This window comes from Bacillus sp. Root131 (assembly GCF_001429475.1).
Taxonomy (GTDB): domain Bacteria; phylum Bacillota; class Bacilli; order Bacillales; family Bacillaceae_G; genus Bacillus_A; species Bacillus_A thuringiensis_S.
This window is the reverse complement of the sequence record NZ_LMJQ01000001.1, coordinates 382,749-401,539: the sequence shown is the minus strand read 5'-3', so window position 1 is coordinate 401,539 and position 18,791 is coordinate 382,749. Positions and strand designations below refer to the sequence as shown.

Genomic DNA, 18,791 nt, shown 5'->3' with positions numbered 1-18,791 from the left:
AATTCATGTAGTACACTATTTATATAGTCATTCTTTAATTTGGTGTACATTTTATTTCATTAATATATTTTTAAAATTAGGAGATGAGATGTGTATGTGTGGAATTACAGGTTGGGTAAATTGGAATAAGGATCTCTCCAATGAACATGTTATTTTAGAAAAGATGGCAAATAGTATCCAGCATCGTGGTCCTGATGCTGAAGGATTTTGGTTTTCACCTCGCGCGGCCTTTGCACACCGACGTTTAATTGTTATTGATCCAGAAGGCGGGACGCAGCCGAAGACATTTCGTGCTGGTGATTATACGTATGCTCTTACTTATAATGGAGAAATTTATAATTTCCGTGAACTGAGAGAGCAACTTCAAAAATGTGGTCATACATTTGAAACCCATTCAGATACAGAAGTATTACTACATGCTTATTTAGAATGGAAAGAAGACTGCGTACGACATTTAAACGGAATTTTCGCTTTTGCATTATGGGATGAACAGAAGCAACAATTGTTTTTAGCACGAGATCATTTAGGTGTAAAACCGCTCTTTTTTACAGAAAGAAATGGCAGTATTATTTTCGGCTCTGAAATTAAAGCATTATTAGCGCATCCATCTGTCCCTGCTGAAATTGATGCGGATGGAATAAATGAAATATTTGGATTAGGCTTATTTCGCACTCCAGGATGTGGTGTGTTTAAGCATATTCAAGAAGTACGTGCTGGACATTCTATAACATTTACACGTCATAAAAAAGTAGTTACGAAGTATTGGAATTTAGAAAGTAAGATCCATACAGACTCTATAGAAGATACATCTTCGCATATTTTATCTATTTTACAAGATACAGTAAAAAGACAATTAATTGCCGATGTTCCTCTCGTTTGTATGTTATCAGGCGGATTAGACTCTAGCGGTATTACTGCACTTGCAGGTAAAGAATTTGCAGAGGAGCACGAAACACTTCACACGTATTCAATCGACTTTTTAAATAGCGCCAAAGATTTCGAGCTGACATTTGCTCGCACTGGCTTAGACGCTCCTTGGGTAAAACGTGTTTCCGAACATGTAGGGACATCGCATCATGACATTATTGTGAATGCTGAAGAATTAGCAAATCACTTATTCGTTCCCCTCCATGCGAAAGATTTGCCAAGTGCAGGCGAAATGGAAACTTCACTATATTTACTATTTTGCGAAATGAAAAAAGATGCAACCGTAGCTTTATCTGGTGAATCGGCTGATGAAGTATTCGGGGGATATCCTTGGTTTCATCAAGAAGAACTACTGTATGTAGATAAGTTTCCATGGTTAACAAACTGGAAAAACACATCTTCTCTATTATTAAACGAAGTAACAAAGCAATGTAATCCTGAACACTATATCAATAAAAGATTCCATGAAGCTGTTCATGAAGTACCTACTCTTGAAGGGGAAAGTAAAAAATCCGCGAAACAACGCCAAATGTTTTATTTATTTTTAACGAGATTCCTTCCTTTCTTACTTGACCGTAAAGATCGTATGAGTATGGCTGTTGGTTTTGAAGTTCGTGTACCGTTTTGCGATTATAGATTAGTTGAATATTTATGGAATGTTCCTTTCAACATAAAAAGTATTGATAATATTGAAAAAGGCATTTTACGTAGAGCACTACAACCAGCTTTACCTGACGATGTACGCAATAGAAGAAAAAGTGCTTATCCAACTTCACAAGATCCACACTACTTACAAACAATCCGTAATTTAACACTTGATATGTGTAGCAATAAAAACAATCCTATTTTCTCACTTATTAACCATTCCATCTTACTTTCAATTGCTAATCAAAGTAATAAAGAGATTAACAATTTTGAGGCAAGAAGTGCCATGGAGTATATGCTACAAGTAAATGAATGGTTGAAAACATATCATATTCATATTGCTTAACAAAAAAGAGTTCAAGGATAAAAACCTTGAACTCCTTTTATATTAATTAGCACATTGTTTATTATCAGTATCAATAGACCATCCAATAATCGTGGCACAATCTCTACCTTTCCACTGCAATACATTTGTTAATACGGGCTCAATCTGCAAGCAACTTCCGTCGTGTAATATTTCTACTAAAGATTGATCATCATCAAACCTTCGTTTGTCACACTCTAAAATACCATCTGTTGCCATTACAATGTGATTCATTCCTTTTTCTAATCCTCTTACACCTGACGTAAAGCAAGGTGTATTTGCTGCAAAAATATTTTTCCTACCAATATATTCGTAATTTTTCCGTTTATTTAATCGTCCTTTTCCATTTTTCGTTTTCTCAGAATGGAATAAATACGCGAAACAATCACCAACTGATAACCAATATAAAAATTCGCCTTTTCGTAAACAAATTAAGCAAGCGAGTTCCTCATCATCTTGATCACATTTTTTAATAAATAACTCATCTGTAAATAACGCTAATAAGTACATATGTGTATGATGAAAAGCTAAATGTATTGGATATGAGAATAACTCTTTTAGTTTTTCTTTTCTTGCCGAAATCGCTTCTATTATATAATCTATATTTTTTGTTTTGTGATGTGTATCAAAAATCATAACAAATTCAAATTGTAATTCAGGATCCCACCAAGCAAGCACCGCATCTCCTCGTTCATATGCATCACTCTCTTGATTCCCCCCATATACGCCGACTGAAAGAGGACCACATTTTTCAACATGTATTTCATCTACATACATCTGTTCATGACTAATCCATTTGAATGTATTCACAGCTATCATCCTCTCTCTTGCTAAATGTATACCTTTACACATAGATTACCTTATATTTCAATAAAAATAAACTTTTTCAACATTTTTTATCCAAATAAAAGGATTTTATTTCTAAAATAACGAATATATCTTACTATACGATATAAAAAGGGGATTTATTATTATGAACAACATTAATCAACATTGGGAGAGCATTTATTATCACTTACGATACGAATACGAGGACAACCTTTCCCACCAAGCAATTCGTATTTTACAAATCGTTTCTCGTGAGAAAGATATAACAATTGGAAAAGTCGCTACTGAGCTTAGTCTTTCTCATAACACAGCGTCTGAACACATAAAGCGCCTTATTCAAAAGGGCTTCATCGTTAAAGAGAGAAATAAACAAGATGAAAGAGTGGTAAACCTTACATTAACAATTGAAGGGATTGAAGTATTAGAAAAACATACTTTACTGGATAAAGAAAAGATAAAAATATTAGAATCACAGTTATCAAAAGAAGAACAACAATTAATTGAAAAAGCATTTTCGTTATTAGCGAAGGAGGCAAAATATGCATTTCCTCGTTAAAGTAATCGTTTCGGCACTTATTATCGGCGTTATCACTGAAGTTGCTAAACATTTCAGTACGATAGGTGGCTTTATTGCTGCCCTTCCACTCGTTAGTTTACTTAGTCTATTTTGGATTTCATTCGAAGGCGGGAATAAACAAGAATTAAGTCAATTTGCTTTAGGGGTATTATATGGATTCCCCGCATCAGCACTACTATTATTTATCGTCTATATTGGTTTAAAAAATTCATTTACACTTAGTACATCTGTCCTACTCGGTATAGGTGTTTGGTGTATCGTTTTTGCTTGTCAAAAATTATTTCAAGCTTAGGAGGAATTAACATTCATAAATTTGTAGAAATAATGGGGCAAAATATAGAAGTACATATAAAAGGAAGTGGTAAACAAACTGTAGTCATTCAAACCGGAATGAGTTGCTCATTTTATGATTGGTTTCCTATTATAGAAAAGCTTTCAGAGTACTTTACAGTCGTTTCATACCATCGCCCAGGTTACGGAAAAAGTGATGTAGGCCATCAGCCGCGTACAATAAGGCAAGTTACAAAAGAGCTACATATGTTACTAAACAAACTAGCTATTCAAGAGCCATTTATTCTAATCGGTCATTCCTACGGAGGATTATGTGCACAACATTTTGCGATGTTACATGAAGATAAGCTGCAAGCACTTATTTTAGTTGATTCTACTTCGATGAACTTACACCGTTTAGATGAACTTCATTTACCAATTTCTGATCAAACTGATTCTGATGATGTTTGGTTTCAAAAATATAATATGTATTCCAAAATGGATGTAGACACACTTTATAATGAACTAAAATCTATGATCGCCAATCAATCAAAACAGCAAATTGAATTCTCTACCTCCGCCTCATTATATAAAGCGACAGCTTCTGAACTATCTGAGTGGAAAAACTGTGCTCTCTCACTAAAAGAGCTATGTAAAACATTAGAAATACCATTAATCGTTATCGGTAGAGATCCTCAATATTCTATTACTCAATTGACTAATGGTGGCATGCCAAAAGAGGAAGCAACACAACTTGAAGCAATGTGGCAAGAACTAATTCATGAACAATTACACCTCTCAACTAACAGCCACTATATTCTTGCCCAACATGCTAGTCACGGTATAGAAAATGATCGACCAGATATTATTATTGAAGCAATTCATTTCTTACAAATCAAAAAAGGAAGCAACTAAAGCTGCTTCCTTACTTATCTTCTATTCATAATCTTCTTCATCATCGATTTCTTCGTAATATGAACTACCATTACTTACATATATAGGGCCATTCGCAACATCAATACGTAGTACCCACGCCCATGGCACAGCTAAACGTTTATGTATCGCTCGCCAAAAGCTCATTGATTTTCTTTCGTACTCCTGGAACTCCTGAAGTAACTCTTTGTAGGAGGAACCGTCTAACTGAATATTTGCTTCTAACAAACGAGAATGAGCATAGTACTGTAACTCTAGTTCAGCAGCAATTTCCATTTCTTCTTCCGTTGCCATACCAATAATTGTTCCATCTTCTGGTGCAATTTCATATACGTTTTGAACTTCAATAAGCCCTTCTTTCTCTTTCTCAAACATGTAAACAGCCTCCTTTAACATATATTTTTTATGTTACAAAGTCATACTTCTACAATAACTTCTCTGTTTCCTCTTTTTTTGATAAACTTTTACAAAATATTTAACCGATGACCTGTTTTCTCTATTCTTTCAGCAGAAATGAAGCGATTTTTATCAAAATTTAATTTATACACATCAGGCATATGAAGTGTTTTCCAAAACTCAAAATCATATTTCGAATTAAAATAATTCATTAGTAATACCATAATATTCCCATGCGTACCTATTACAATGTTCTTACCTTCATATTGTTTTAATATATTTTGCATACATATTACAGCGCGCCTTTGTGCGACATCACTCGATTCTCCGCCTTCGTATGCAAAACTCCAATCTTTCCACACATTCTGCATAGCAACATTAAAATCTGCTACTGGCTCTGTACTCAATAATCTTTCACGCAAATCTTCTTCTGTTTGTATTAATAATTTATATGTATTCGCAATTCCTTGTACAGTTTGGATCGCTCTTTTGTACGGACTAGAAATAACAACATCAATATGTTTATCTTTTAATAAATGCGTTACATTCTCTGCATCACAGTGCCCTTTTTCAGATAAAGGTCGTTCCCTTTCTTCTTTTGTATATGTAGAGTGGGCATGGCGAACGAAATAGATTGTCGTCATTTATTCATCTCCCTTTTCCGTTTTTATCCAAATTCAATACATTACCATCAAATCCCTTTACCTTTATTATAAGTACTGTCAAATTTAAATGTTGATTTTCATATTAATAAAAGGGAAACACCTCATATGGTATTTCCCTCAATTAAAATAGACTACATCCAATTAAATACTTTATCAATTTTATTTCTATCGTATTCTAATATCCAATCATTATATGTATTATAAATATCCCTAATTGTATCAGGAGAGATAGCTAATACATCACAACCTCTATCATCATAAACGTGAAATATAGTATTCTTGTTAACATTTATAAAATACACCCTATGAAAAATACTCGGTTTTATTCCCATATCTTGATTACAAATTGCTTTTAGCATAGGAATGTATGTAAAGTCAGAGATTTCACATTTCAAAGTATATCTATGTGTTTTATATGCTCCATCTTCATCTTCATCTGGAAAAACATAAGGGATTGTATTTTTCTGTAACTTAAACAAATCGGACTTCTCTTTGACATACTTAGAAAAGATATTCAATTTCTGTTTGAAAGTTTCACCGTTTGCATGGTCATTTACATCCACTACAATATAAATATCATCTTTTGTTGAATGTAAAGACTGAAATAAAGTAATCGTCCTTTTATAAACGCCTTCTAAATATAGACAATTTTCATAAATGTTATTACAATCATAGTCCACACCTAATCTAAAACGAATACCAATATCCCAATTATAAAATAGAAGTGGTCTAAGTTCTAAATTCGGAAACGTTTCAAGCATATACTCATTCAACCTCATCTCAATACCTACCTTTAATAGCATGTTGTTTACATAATAAAATTATTTCATTATAATTTATTTCTAAACTCTTCATCTGTTATAGCATCTTGAATAAAATAATTTATATTATTTCTCAGCTTTTGATATACAACTTGATTTTCTATATCGTTAAACATAATGACAGCTTCTATCTTATTACCTTTCTTATCTGTACTATACAAACTTTTGGTCAATACGAATGCGGTAGATCCACCTTTTTGCCCCGCAAATTCTAACTTACTATTATCAACTGTGCCTTTGAAAATATTCTCGATTTCTTCTTGCATTAATTTAGGAAAATAATTTCTACTATTTATTTTTTCCATTATACTCATATAATCTTTAGCGTTTGCACTCACTAATCGATCTGACCAAATTCGCTGAAATTCCATATCTACCTTTAATGGAATTTCACGTTTTTTCCATTCTTCTTCATCTTTCATCCATTCATGAATTTGTAACACATGTTTATTATACTCATCTTTTGACATGTTACGTAACGTTTTTAATGACTGATTTTCTGGCACATGAAGTTCTTTTTCTACGTATCCTCTCATATATAGTGCAGACGTATAAGAAGTGAACTTATCATGACTAGTAAGCTCTAACTCTTTTATACTTTCATTTACTCTTTCTATTCCAAGCTTATCTAACAAATATGTTGTATTTGCATTAGAACTATAATGAATCATTCCTTTAGCGACTTCTTCTAAAGCGATTTGTCTATTTTTCACTAATTCTCTCACTTTGGCATCTTCTAACCAGGTAGGATGCGCTCCACCATCAGTATTTTTAACGTAATATTTTTCTAGCTCCTGCAATGAAATTTGTTCATCTCGACTTATTTTTCCTTCTGACACTTGCTTAGCAAATTCAACTGCTATTACGATTTTTGCCGTACTCGCTAATGGCAATTTTTTATTTTCATTTATAGATGTTAATACCTCACCATTTTTTCTAATCAGTAATGAACATGTCTCATCGTCTTTATGTTCTTTTATATACGTTAATACGTAATCAGAATCTTTTTTTGACAAATAATACTTCATTATGACAAAGAAAACTATAACTGCTACTATAATCACTCCTGCAACAATTCCTATAATCTTTAATATGTTCACAATGTACCTCCTCTAACAAATTTCCTTCTATATCATAATTATGCCGAACTAAATTACAAAATTATACAAAATAGGATAACTCTTCCTACACATAAAGAATTATTATTTTATTTCACACTGTATTGCACGAAAAAATCTCATGAATATGTCTAACATTCACATAACAAAAAAACATGCTTTCATGATGAGAGCATGTTTTGTGATATTCTTCACATTGTTTCGTTAAAAAATTATCTTTTTATTTACCATGATGTAACATTAAATCACTAAGTTCTTCTTCAATGTGATTTAATTTCGCAACGCTTTCTTTCCATTTATGAATATAACGTGAAACCCCAACAAAAAACAAAACAATAATTGTGGAAAGAATAATACCATATACGATTGCTACAGTACTCATAGTTACACTTCCTTATAATTAGTAATGTGGTTATTAGTTATATTTTTATTATAAACCTTTTTCTTTTAAAATACTTCAATTTCAACTTTTTGTAACAAAATTGATTTTTCTAATATTTCATTCGTAAAAATGGCATATTTTTCACAAATTATACAAAACTTCACCATATGTACTATTACCATATGAGTTATATTATTAAATAGAATAAAGGGGATGATTACTATGACGACTTGGTTTATTGTAATGTTAGTTGTATTTGGGGCATTTAAAATTATCGTTTCTAGCCTTCCTAACACTGTTATTGAATCCATTATTAGCAAGTACGAAACACATCCAAAACTTGAAGAAGAGAATGTGACTATTACAATTCACGGAAATAACGTAGAAGGCGAACAGAAATCAAAAATTATTCATGATTTTAACGAAGGTTTATTTTTAGATCGCTATTATGCACCACCCCATAATGAAGGCACTCCTTTAATTATCAATGCAAAACGTGGTAAAAAAGATTTCATATTTTATATTTACAGTCATGAAGAGCATGTTGATGTTGTAAAACAATATAAAAAGAAGGTAGTTGCTTATAGTTTACGCTCTAAAAATCTTCAAAATAGTGATATGTTCGTGTCAGCTGATTTAGCTTAATACTCATATATAAAAAGGAATCCATGGCATATGGATTCCTTTTTACTATTTACTGAAAAATAAGCTCTGTCTTCAAACTATCTTTCGGTAACAACCAGCCTTTTTTCTCTAAACTCGCTATTAATAATTCCCTTTGTTTTGTCGCAATACTTTCTTCATTTGTTTTAAATGACACTTCTATTACGAAGTCATCTTCTAATTTTCCGGTATTACTTAATGGCCAAATTTCAATATTTGCTTTTATGTTTTCAAACTCTCCTGTATATCGCTTCATTAATACAGGACCGTAAATACGGGAATTCTTTAACATCTCTTCTCCCCAATTTGTATACAACCATTTGTTCATTTTCCCTGGTAATTTTTCTATTAACATGTTTTGAGCAGCTTGTTCATTTGGTAAATCAAGTATCCCATATCCTTTAGCACTGTAGCTTTTCTTATTTGAAATGCTTAATGTTTTCTTCTCAAATCCCCAATCTATTTCCGCCTCATAACTATCCGTATTACTATCGAATCCTTCTTTTTTAGCTACTTCTAGTGCATCTTGAATTACACCATTTTGAATAGGATATCTTTTTTTATATGTTAGTTCAAAATCTTTACTAAATTCTTTCTTTCGAATTCTAGCAAACCAACCTTCATCACTTAAACTTTTATTTGCAGTATCTAAAAATTGTACTTGTATTCTTTCATATTTTGTACCAGCCTGGAAATGTTCTAGCACCTCTTGCTTCATCTCTTTGTTATAACCTAATACTTGTTCTGGCTTCAATAATAACTTTACTTCAAAACTAGGTTTCATTGGACTAGCAGCAAACCCTTCCTTAACGTTATAAAGAAAACAACAAAAGAAAATACTTACGAATACAAATACTTTTTTCATATACCTATCCCCTTTACATTTTAAATGACTTCTATACGTTCCATTGCAAGTGAATATACATTTTCATATCCTGCTGTACTTAGCTTTTGTTGTAATCGATCCGTATCCTCTTTCAAAGCATGCACTAGCACCGTATGTTCTGGTAATAATGTATTTAACATCTCTTTAACTTCTTTTATACTTTGGTGAACTTTATACGGAACTCGCTTCACCCTACATGTACTCCTTACATGTTCTTTCATAACTCTTTCTGCAAAACTCCCTTTCGCAATATGCCCAGTAAAAATAACGGAATTACGTTTTTCATTCCGAAGCTGTTCATAGCATAACTGTGCTCGTTTCGTTTGCATATTCGCATCACTCATTACAACTATTCCATAACTATTTTGCATACTAATGTCATTATCCATAACGATTATGTTTCTTTTTAAACTCTCCATAATCCATTTAAGTTCTTCATTATTTTTTATCCAATCTTTATATATGAACATCTCTTCAAATCCAGCCAAAATTTCTTTATCTACTATAAGCGGAAATTCTTTATATCGTTCATATAAATACAATACTATATCTTGCGCCCTACCAAGTTGTGGCAGCGGTAGCAATGCTATTCCTTTATTCTGCATAACTCGCTCAATTTCTGCACATAGATCATCTAATCTTTCATTTTGCGAAACATCATCTGTGTGGTAAGCGGCATCTACAATTGCAACTTTTATATTGTGGCCCAATTTCTCAGGTAAATTAGCTCGTAGTATATTAGACTCTGCTGAATAATCGCCGGAATAGAACACGTATGTATTACACAAATCAACTAAAAACCAAACAGCTCCTAATACATGCCCACTATATCCCCACTGAAACCGCAATGTAGGAGTAATTTGTATCCATTCATTTGGATTACTAATCTCATCAATACATACATAATTTAAATCTTTTATGTGTTGGTCGCTATAAGGTAAATTCCACCCTTGCATCACATTATAGTTTCTCCATTTTTCATAATATAACGGCAGTTGCTCCTTCGTATAACGAGTCGTCCAAATTTTTTTCTTATATCCATACTTCGCTAATAAAGGTAAACCCATCGTATGATCTTCATGAATATGTGATAAAAATACCGCATCTAAAAATGGAACAGCTTCTCTCTCTATTTCTGGATAACTCTTCTCATATGATCGATTAATACCACAATCAAATAATATTTTCGTCTCTTTATTTTTTACAAAATAGCAGGAGCGACCGTATTCTCCTGCCCCACCCCATACTTCTATCCTCATCATGCTACCCCTTTTCGCTTTTGCTCCATATGTTGTAGCAGTAATAAGCACATTGTTGTAAGTCCAACAGAAACAACGGCCATCGCCATGCCTATAGATACTTCACCCTGTTCAAATTGAGCAAAAATAAACGTTGCTGACGTTTCTACTGATGGAGGTAATACGAGAAGCGATGCTACTAACTCTCTTATCGAAATTGTAAATGTCATCGCCCATCCAGCAAGAATGCCTGGGATAATAAGAGGCAATATTATTTTTCTAAAAATATAAATATAATTTCCCGAAAAAATGCTTCCTGCCTGCATGAGAGAATCATCAATTTGTCCGAGTGATGATTTTACATATTGCACCGTGTAAGGTAAAAACAGCACAACATACGTTACGATAACCATGACTGGTGTATTGTAAATTGACAGGGCCATATATGGTGAATTCCAAAATAGAATAAGACCTACAACCATAACGATTCCTGGTACCATATTGGGTAACATACCGCACATATCGAGCCATTTTTCAGAGTTTTTTTTCCCCTTTCGAATCATAAGTGCCAAAAAGACTCCAATCATTACCGCAATAATCGCTGTTACGAGTGAAAAAAGAAAACTATTCCATAAAGCCTCTAATCCCGGAGATCCCATTGTAAACAATGCCTCATAATGGCTTGTTGTAAAGTTATTTACATGTAAACCGCCGCCTCTTAATTTTGACAAAGAAGCAATCAGTATAGAAAAGTATGGAATTCCAATTGATACGATTAATAAACCAATTACATACATCCATGCTACAACGCGCGTAAATATAGACAAAGTATATCTTTTAGATTTCACACCTTTTCCACTAACCATTGCATATGAATACTTTCGATTCAATACATTTTGCATATACCAAATGAGCATACAAGCACTAAGTAATAAAGAAGATAATGCTGTTGCACTACTAAAATCAATTGGCCAACTCGAAATAAATTTATGGATTTCTGATGTTAACACGTGGAATCCTATTCTACGTCCGAATGTAGCCGGTGTTCCAAATTCAGCAATCGTCTTTACGAAAATGAGTAAAGCACCCATTACATAACTTGATACTAATAACGGCAATATTATTTTTCTTAAACGATAGAGAAAACTTCCGCCATGAACTGCTGCAGCTTCTTCTTTACTACTCCCAATCTGAAGTAACGTGTTTTTCAGCATGAAATAAAGGAATGGGAATAAATGCAGACTCATAATTAAGACCATACCTCCTAAACTAAAAAACGATGATGAAACTGTCTTTAGCATCGGAAAAAATTGTTCAAAATAGCCGTTAGGTTGCATGAACAAAATCCAGCCCATTGATCCAATATACGGCGGTGTCATAAATGGAATCATAAAAACAATATCTAACTTACTATACTTTCCTACATCTGTTTTGCTCATAATAAACGCCAATGGAAATGCAAATATTGTAGCTCCTATTACAACGAGTACACCTAGAAGCATCGAGTTTAGAAAAATCCCAGCTAATCCACCACTCTGCATCACTTCAAAAGGCTTTAAAAAGTTCCAGCTGCTATTTTCATATATACTAGAAAATAAAATGAGAAAAAGCGGAATGACGATTAACATCGCCACAAGTAATAACGCTACCGTCATTCCAACTTGTCTTACTGATATGAATCGATTTACCATGGAATCACCATCTTATTGAAATACTTTCTTAAATTGTTTTCCTATTTCATCTTGCTCTTTCTCAACTGTTTTCCAATCAATATTTAATACTGGAATCTCTTCTACATTCGGTCTATTTTCAGCTTTTATATCTGTTCTACCTGGCAATAAATACGCTTTAGCAACTTGTTTTTGCACATCATCTGATAATAAATAATCAATAAACTCTTTTGCACCCTCTACATTTTTACTATCCTTCATAATCCCCGCTGCACGTGGGCTAATAACTGTTCCGCTTTTTGGATAAACAATATCAACCGGTTCACCCTTTACTTTTGCGCTGTACGTCATATAATCAACACCTGCAATTACCATATCTTTCGCACCTGTTACTACTGGATCTAAAGCTTCTTGATTTGCTCCTGCTACTGTAACTTCATTTTTCTTAAGCTGTTCAAATAAATTCCATCCATCTTTTCCATTCTTTTTCACATATCCTGTTACAAAGTCTAAAGCTGAACCTGAAAGTGCTGGATCTGGAAGATTCACTTTTCCTTTCCATTCCCCTTTCGTTATATCGCTCCAATCTTCAGGCGCTGTCTTCACATTTTTTGTATTGTACACAATCCCTAATGCTGAAGCACTATACCCGAAATAATGTCCTTTATCATCTGACCATTCAGAACGCAGCTTATCAGCTTGTTTCGCTTCTTTATAAGCTAACGTTTGACCCTCTTTCTTTAATCCTTCCATCGCTGGTAATGATGCAAGTACGACTACATCAACGACTGGATTTTTCTTTTCAGCTTCCATTCTCGCTAAAATCTTACCTGTTGTTCCTTGAAACATTTCTACTTTTATACCTGTTTTCTTTTCAAAGTCTTTTTGAATTTTTTCTGCTAACCCTTTTGGCCCTGCACTATATACAACAATTTTCTTTTCATTCGTATTTTTACTTTTTGCATCTGCATTGCCTGTCTTTGAACTACACCCTGTTACTACAGCCGAAAATAATAAAGTACATACAAATAAAGACTTAAGCGAACTGAATTTCTTCATACGATTCTCCCCCTATATGATGAATACATTTTTTTGGCACATATAACGATACTGGTTTACCGATGCTTAATTTACTATTGTGATAAGCTGTCCATATTCCGAGTGCCCCCATGTTTACTTTTATTTCATACCGTTCTCCTACATATGTAACGTGCTTAATTTCACCTGTATACATTTCGCACACTTCATTTTTCGTCCAGCTCACATGCTCTGGACGAACCATTTTTTTACCCTCTACAAGCCAATTCGCCTTACCAACAAATTTGGCAACAAATTCATGAGACGGTTTCACATAAATATCTTCCGGTGTTCCTTTTTGTAATACTTCTCCTTGTTTCATGACAATAATTTGGTCTGACATTGACATTGCTTCTGTTTGATCGTGAGTGACATACAGTGCAGTTAAACCAATGGAATGAACGATATCCATAAGCTCTATTCTCATTTCTTCTCGTAAAATTGCATCGAGTGCACTTAGCGGTTCATCAAATAAAATAAAATGAGGTTTTGTTACAATTGCTCTAGCGAATGCGACACGTTGTTGCTGTCCACCAGAAAGTTCGTGTGGATACCTTTTCTCCATACCTTGCAGGCGAACTCGCTTTATCGCATCTTCTACTTTTTCTCGTAAATGATTTGTTTGCTTTGTAGCCCTTAAACCAAATGCAACATTGTCAAAAACAGTCATGTGCGGCCATAAAGCAAAATCTTGAAATACCATACCGATATTCCGTTCATGAGGAGGTGTCTTTATCTTTTTTGCAGCAGAATACATGCACTGGTCTCCAAAATATATTTCTCCCTTATCCGGTTCTTCAAGCCCTGCTATCATTCTAAGTAAAGTCGTTTTCCCACACCCCGAAGGTCCTAAAAGTGTAGTGAATTCCCCTTGTTTCATTACAATCTGCAACGGCTTTAACGCCTGTGTTTTTCCAAATGTCTTTTCTAATCCACTAATTGTAATATCCATTGCTTCACCTCTCTCCCCTCATTCTTAACCTGCTTTCATTCTATATGGAAGATTTATACTGAATGTTAATGTACTGTAAAGATTAAATTAAAAAACTTCTAATAAACTATTTATTTCTATAGATTTTTTCTATAGTTAAAATAAAAAAGGCGGCAATTCATAATGAATCTCTTAAAATTAGAAATTGTAGTACTTATTAAGAAATACAAAAAGCTTACAATTGTTGCAGAAAAACTTGGCGTTAAACAACCAACTATTACATTTCATATAAAAAGCTTAGAAGAAGAACTCGGTGTGTCTTTATTCGAATTACGTTCTGGAAGGTATTTCTTAACAGAGGCTGGTGAGGCTTTGCACCATTATGCTTCTAAAATAGATGCACTTATGAAAGAAGCTAGACGTGTCACGCAAGAGTTTAAAGATTTTAATAAAGGTGCTATAACAATCGGCGCTAGTTATGTACCAGCGACTTATCTTTTGCCAGAAGTCGTTCATGAATTTCAATGTGAATTTCCCAATATAAAAATAACGCTACTAGTTAAAACAGCCCCTGAAATTCGAATGATGCTACAAAATCACGAAATCGATCTTGGGATAATTTCCGCTGCTCCATTTGATGAACCACTTTTAAAACAAACGAATATAATACCTGATACACTTGTTCTTGCCTTTTCCAAAGAACATCATTTTTCAAAGAAAGAAAATGTATCGTTACAAAATATCGAAAAGGAACGCATACTATTGCATCGTAATCCATCTACAACGAGAGATTTACTTACAAAATGGATGTCAGTTCATAACATTACATTCCAATCAGAAATTGAATTAGACTCATTAGAAACGATGAAACAAATTTTAAAATATGGTAATGGAATTGCCTTTATTTCTAAACTTGCTATTGAGCAAGAAATACAACGAAATGAGCTATGCTATATACCAATCCCAGAATTTGAATTTCAGCGTAATATTTATACGATTCATCATGAGGACAGATGGAATTCTAAAATCATTTCTTTTTTACTACAGAGCATCCATTCATTTGCAACAAAAAATTAAAAGGCTGTCGTTATGCACGACAGCCTTTTACACTATAAATCTATTTATTTTTCTTTGCCTCAATTTTTGCTTGCGCCTCTTCAGCCTTATCTAATGCTTCTGATACTTTCTTCTCTTTTTCTTTCACTTCATCTATACTATCGACAGCTTTAATAATTTTATCGATTCCTTCTTCTTCTACCTTTCTACGCTTTGCTACTCTTTCATTCACTTTCTCTTCTACATCTTTTGCTTTTTGAAGCATATTCTCTGCATTTGATGTTACAGCTTTTTCAAGTGCATCATCTTTTTTCTTTTGTAACACTTCATTTGCAATGTCTTTCGCTTCTAAATACTTACCGTCTTTTAATGCTGTTGCCCCGTGATCCATTTTCTCAGCAACTTCTTTATATGATTTCGCTTCATTTCCTGATTTCTCTTTTTCTGCTTTTTCGAACCACATTGTTGCATCACTATACTTTTCATCTTTCAATGATTGCATACCTGTTTCAATATATGTGTCATAATTGCTACATCCAGCCATTACGATTAATAGAAAAAGCATAACAAAATTTAATTTTTTCATGCTGTTGTCTCCTTTTCTTTGCAAGCTCACTTTACTTTAACATACATGAAAAAGAGTTTCAAAAACTAAAATACTAATTTAGTCATTTTTATAATGATAAGTCAAATTTTTATTATTTTTAAGCGGACACATCTACTTGTTTTTTCGCCATATGTTGCTTTACTCCAACTAATACAACTAACAATAACCCTCCGCCTATTGTCATCATAACAATGCTAGTTGGCAACATATCTAATAGTAGTCCATATACAATCATACCAAGTGGTGCGATTGCAGTCGCAATTGTTTCAAGTAGGCCAAACACACGCCCTAGGTAGCTCGGACCTGTCGTTTTTTGCATATGTACTTGCATTGGAATGTTTACAATCATAATTGCTATACCAGTTAACATCATAAAAGCAATATAGTAAATAAAACTTGCTACTTTTGGAATGACAACTAACAACGGAAAGACTGTACATAAACTTAAACCTGCAAACAAAAACAGTCCAGTATAAATAGAACGAAACGGATTATTCAATTCTTTACGCACTGATAAAGCAATCGCTCCCATTAGCATCCCGACTGCTAACATTCCCTCTACAGTACCGAGTTGCTTTGAAGATAAATGCAATGTATGGACGATAATGTACGGAAGTGCAACTGTTAGACCACACGCAAAAAAGTTTACCCACAATGCTATTTTCATTAAACCATATATTTCACGTTGTCTTTTTACATATAAAAAACCTTCTTTTATACTCGTCAAGAAATGCTCTGTACTTTCAGCCACTTCTTTTTTATATAAATCAAATACGATAAATAATTGCAAAATAACCGCTAAAAAGAACGTAATGCTATTTAATAGGAAAAACGATTTAATTGAAAAGAAACCATATACAACTCCGCCAATAATCGGTCCTAAAATATTTGATAAAGAAGCCGCCGTTTGATTTAAAGCACTCGCTTTTTGAATACGTCCTTCATCTACTAAACTCGGAATAGACGAAGTTAATGCAACAGAATAAAAACTTGCACAAATTGATAATAATGCTGCTGAAATATAAATAAAAAGAAGTGATGACCCAAATATAGTAGCAAGAATAAACATACTAAGCATCGTTAAACTACTTAATAAATCAGTACCAATGACAAGCCATTTTCGATTCACACGGTCTGCTACAGCACCAGCAATTGGGCCACAGATCATCCTTGGAAGTGATCCGCAAACGAGCGTAATTGCAAACCCCATCCCTGAACCAGTAGTCTTTAATACATATAATCCCATTGCGAACGTATAAATACCTGCGCCTAATAAAGACGTCATTTTTCCAATCATCATTAAAATGATATTTCTAGTTGCAATCTTCATTCTTGAATCATGTTGTCCTATACTTATATCTCCCATTTTTGACTCTCTCCCCTTAAAAGTTAAATTGTGTTAAACTTATTATATAATCAACTTTCCAATTTTTACAACAAAAAGTTAAATACAATTAAACTTTTTAAATATAAAGGAGCAATTATATGGCAACTCTCGGTGAAAAAATTAAAGCATTACGAAAAGAAAAAAAGCTTACGCAAACAGCACTGGCAGGTTCGGAACTGACAAAAAGTATGCTTAGTCAAATTGAAAATGGAAAAGCTACACCTTCTATGAAAACATTACAATATATTGCGGAAAAACTTGAATGTGAAACGAGCTTTTTATTAGAAGAAGATGAAGAAGAAATTGTGGAACTCATTCAAAAAATGGAGCCATTAATAAAATCAAATAAATGCGATGAAGTATACAAGACTTTACTACCTATCGTTCAAAAAGAACTACCCCTTACTTTAAACACAGCACGTTTATATAAACAGTTCATAACTGGAGCGGCCATTATGAACGATTACAATATTGAATATTACGTTGAAACAGCTGTTTCTATATTTGAAAAATATACTTTGTATCGTGAAAGTACTGAAACGAAACTACTGTTTTACTATATGCTCTACAAACGGAAAAAATATAAAGAATGTTTACAGTTGATTAGCAGAATTCGCGATGAATATAAAACGAAGAATTTAGAAATGGATCTTATTACACATATACAATTATATTTAAAAGAAGCAATTATTTTACTCGCATATGGTAATTATGAAAAATGTGAAAAAATCATTTTAGATGCACTTGCATTTTCAAAAAAACATCAAGTGTATTATAAAACAGATGAATTTTACCGTATTTTATCTTATCAAAAAATCATTACAACCGATAAAGAACGATATTTATATTACATAAAAAAATCGGAGCAATTTGCCATTTTTACAGAAGATACTTTATCCGCTGCAAATATAGATATATTAAAAGCTTATTACTACAATACCGTTACGAATGAATATACAATTGCATTAGAACATTTAGAACAATTCCGAGAAAAACTAAAAGATGTACCGATTTTTCAAGACGATGGATTGTATTATCTTGAAAAAGGAAAATCTCTGTATGGTTTAAAACGTTACGAGGAAGCTTTGGAAACATTAAAACGTGCTAACATTCCAGATTATATGAGTCATCCACTTGATCAGTCATGGTTATTAACAGCTGGATCATATCGTGCCCTGTGTCATATAGAACTTCAAGATAAAACGGCTGCTCTGAAAGAAGCAAAAGAAGCAGTTCAAACGATGGATGGTTATCCTAATTCCATCTTTTCTTCATTTATTAAAGAAACATTACAAATAATACAAAAACTTTAAGAATGTCTCAAAATGGTATATTATTCCTCTTTTTTAG

21 protein-coding genes are annotated in these 18,791 nt (G+C 33.1%); 7 read left to right on the top strand and 14 right to left on the bottom strand.

What is annotated here, in order from left to right; all coding sequences use genetic code 11:
- Positions 1 to 94: 94 nt before the first annotated feature.
- Positions 95 to 1,918, top strand: coding sequence for an asparagine synthase (glutamine-hydrolyzing) (asnB, locus tag ASE54_RS02090; RefSeq protein ID WP_000334020.1), 1,824 nt, complete (start codon positions 95 to 97; stop codon positions 1,916 to 1,918).
- Positions 1,919 to 1,960: 42 nt separating this feature from the next.
- On the opposite strand, the gene ASE54_RS02085 is transcribed toward asnB, so the two are convergent.
- Positions 1,961 to 2,788 (bottom strand): protein phosphatase 2C domain-containing protein, encoded by an 828-nt coding sequence (locus ASE54_RS02085; RefSeq protein WP_002083203.1) that lies wholly within the window; start codon positions 2,786 to 2,788, stop codon positions 1,961 to 1,963.
- A gap of 121 nt (positions 2,789 to 2,909) precedes the next feature.
- Here ASE54_RS02085 and ASE54_RS02080 point away from each other — a divergent pair, with 121 nt between their 5' ends.
- Genes ASE54_RS02080 through ASE54_RS02070 form a run of 3 tightly spaced genes read left to right on the top strand, consistent with a single transcriptional unit; the run spans position 2,910 to position 4,526 of the window.
- A complete protein-coding gene (locus tag ASE54_RS02080) occupies positions 2,910 to 3,320 on the top strand; it encodes a MarR family transcriptional regulator (protein WP_001059787.1) in 411 nt (136 codons plus the stop codon).
- A complete protein-coding gene (locus ASE54_RS02075; RefSeq protein WP_000545623.1) occupies positions 3,304 to 3,633 on the top strand; it encodes a DUF3147 family protein in 330 nt (109 codons plus the stop codon). The genes ASE54_RS02080 and ASE54_RS02075 overlap by 17 nt, the downstream gene beginning before the upstream one ends.
- Complete coding sequence (locus ASE54_RS02070) at positions 3,594 to 4,526, top strand: alpha/beta hydrolase (RefSeq protein WP_033795228.1); 933 nt, start codon at positions 3,594 to 3,596, stop codon at positions 4,524 to 4,526. Before ASE54_RS02075 ends, ASE54_RS02070 begins: the two co-directional genes overlap by 40 nt.
- 21 nt (positions 4,527 to 4,547) lie before the next feature.
- On the opposite strand, the gene ASE54_RS02065 is transcribed toward ASE54_RS02070, so the two are convergent.
- The 6 genes from ASE54_RS02065 to ASE54_RS33445 form a co-directional block, all read right to left on the bottom strand.
- Positions 4,548 to 4,919 (bottom strand): hypothetical protein, encoded by a 372-nt coding sequence (locus ASE54_RS02065; protein ID WP_000461779.1) that lies wholly within the window; start codon positions 4,917 to 4,919, stop codon positions 4,548 to 4,550.
- A gap of 89 nt (positions 4,920 to 5,008) precedes the next feature.
- Positions 5,009 to 5,584 (bottom strand): histidine phosphatase family protein, encoded by a 576-nt coding sequence (locus ASE54_RS02060; RefSeq protein WP_000208260.1) that lies wholly within the window; start codon positions 5,582 to 5,584, stop codon positions 5,009 to 5,011.
- A 152-nt stretch (positions 5,585 to 5,736) separates the two neighbouring features.
- Complete coding sequence (locus ASE54_RS02055) at positions 5,737 to 6,366, bottom strand: DUF3885 domain-containing protein (RefSeq protein WP_033795234.1); 630 nt, start codon at positions 6,364 to 6,366, stop codon at positions 5,737 to 5,739.
- 68 nt (positions 6,367 to 6,434) lie between these two features.
- A complete protein-coding gene (locus ASE54_RS02050) occupies positions 6,435 to 7,526 on the bottom strand; it encodes a serine hydrolase (RefSeq protein WP_001023335.1) in 1,092 nt (363 codons plus the stop codon).
- Between the two features lie 238 nt (positions 7,527 to 7,764).
- Positions 7,765 to 7,926, bottom strand: coding sequence for a hypothetical protein (locus tag ASE54_RS02045; protein ID WP_000108702.1), 162 nt, complete (start codon positions 7,924 to 7,926; stop codon positions 7,765 to 7,767).
- A gap of 65 nt (positions 7,927 to 7,991) precedes the next feature.
- On the bottom strand, positions 7,992 to 8,108 hold the full coding sequence (locus tag ASE54_RS33445) for a hypothetical protein (protein WP_002011946.1): 117 nt from the start codon (positions 8,106 to 8,108) through the stop codon (positions 7,992 to 7,994).
- Positions 8,109 to 8,148: 40 nt separating this feature from the next.
- On the opposite strand from ASE54_RS33445, the gene ASE54_RS02040 reads away from it, so the two are divergent.
- Positions 8,149 to 8,571, top strand: coding sequence for a YfmQ family protein (locus tag ASE54_RS02040; protein WP_000214588.1), 423 nt, complete (start codon positions 8,149 to 8,151; stop codon positions 8,569 to 8,571).
- Between the two features lie 49 nt (positions 8,572 to 8,620).
- Here ASE54_RS02040 and ASE54_RS02035 read toward each other — a convergent pair whose 3' ends face one another.
- Genes ASE54_RS02035 through ASE54_RS02015 form a run of 5 tightly spaced genes read right to left on the bottom strand, consistent with a single transcriptional unit; the run spans position 8,621 to position 14,412 of the window.
- The gene (locus tag ASE54_RS02035; protein ID WP_000755318.1) at positions 8,621 to 9,454 is read right to left on the bottom strand and encodes a hypothetical protein; all 834 of its coding nucleotides are present in this window, start codon (positions 9,452 to 9,454) and stop codon (positions 8,621 to 8,623) included.
- A gap of 20 nt (positions 9,455 to 9,474) precedes the next feature.
- Entirely contained in the window at positions 9,475 to 10,737 is a 1,263-nt protein-coding gene (locus ASE54_RS02030) for an MBL fold metallo-hydrolase (RefSeq protein ID WP_033795229.1), read from the bottom strand.
- The gene (locus ASE54_RS02025; protein ID WP_000248134.1) at positions 10,734 to 12,404 is read right to left on the bottom strand and encodes an iron ABC transporter permease; all 1,671 of its coding nucleotides are present in this window, start codon (positions 12,402 to 12,404) and stop codon (positions 10,734 to 10,736) included. The genes ASE54_RS02030 and ASE54_RS02025 overlap by 4 nt, the downstream gene beginning before the upstream one ends.
- Positions 12,405 to 12,416: 12 nt before the next feature.
- Entirely contained in the window at positions 12,417 to 13,442 is a 1,026-nt protein-coding gene (locus ASE54_RS02020; protein WP_000714683.1) for an ABC transporter substrate-binding protein, read from the bottom strand.
- Complete coding sequence (locus tag ASE54_RS02015) at positions 13,420 to 14,412, bottom strand: ABC transporter ATP-binding protein (protein WP_000355542.1); 993 nt, start codon at positions 14,410 to 14,412, stop codon at positions 13,420 to 13,422. The genes ASE54_RS02020 and ASE54_RS02015 overlap by 23 nt, the downstream gene beginning before the upstream one ends.
- Before the next feature lie 162 nt (positions 14,413 to 14,574).
- Between ASE54_RS02015 and ASE54_RS02010 the strand changes: the two genes are divergently transcribed.
- On the top strand, positions 14,575 to 15,468 hold the full coding sequence (locus ASE54_RS02010; protein ID WP_001050622.1) for a LysR family transcriptional regulator: 894 nt from the start codon (positions 14,575 to 14,577) through the stop codon (positions 15,466 to 15,468).
- A 40-nt stretch (positions 15,469 to 15,508) separates the two neighbouring features.
- Here ASE54_RS02010 and ASE54_RS02005 read toward each other — a convergent pair whose 3' ends face one another.
- Positions 15,509 to 16,033, bottom strand: coding sequence for a DUF4398 domain-containing protein (locus ASE54_RS02005; RefSeq protein WP_000735854.1), 525 nt, complete (start codon positions 16,031 to 16,033; stop codon positions 15,509 to 15,511).
- A gap of 118 nt (positions 16,034 to 16,151) precedes the next feature.
- Positions 16,152 to 17,420, bottom strand: a complete 1,269-nt coding sequence (locus ASE54_RS02000) for an MFS transporter (protein ID WP_000502474.1) — start codon at positions 17,418 to 17,420, stop codon at positions 16,152 to 16,154.
- Between the two features lie 119 nt (positions 17,421 to 17,539).
- Here ASE54_RS02000 and ASE54_RS01995 point away from each other — a divergent pair, with 119 nt between their 5' ends.
- Entirely contained in the window at positions 17,540 to 18,754 is a 1,215-nt protein-coding gene (locus ASE54_RS01995; protein ID WP_000212346.1) for a helix-turn-helix transcriptional regulator, read from the top strand.
- Positions 18,755 to 18,791: the final 37 nt, after the last annotated feature.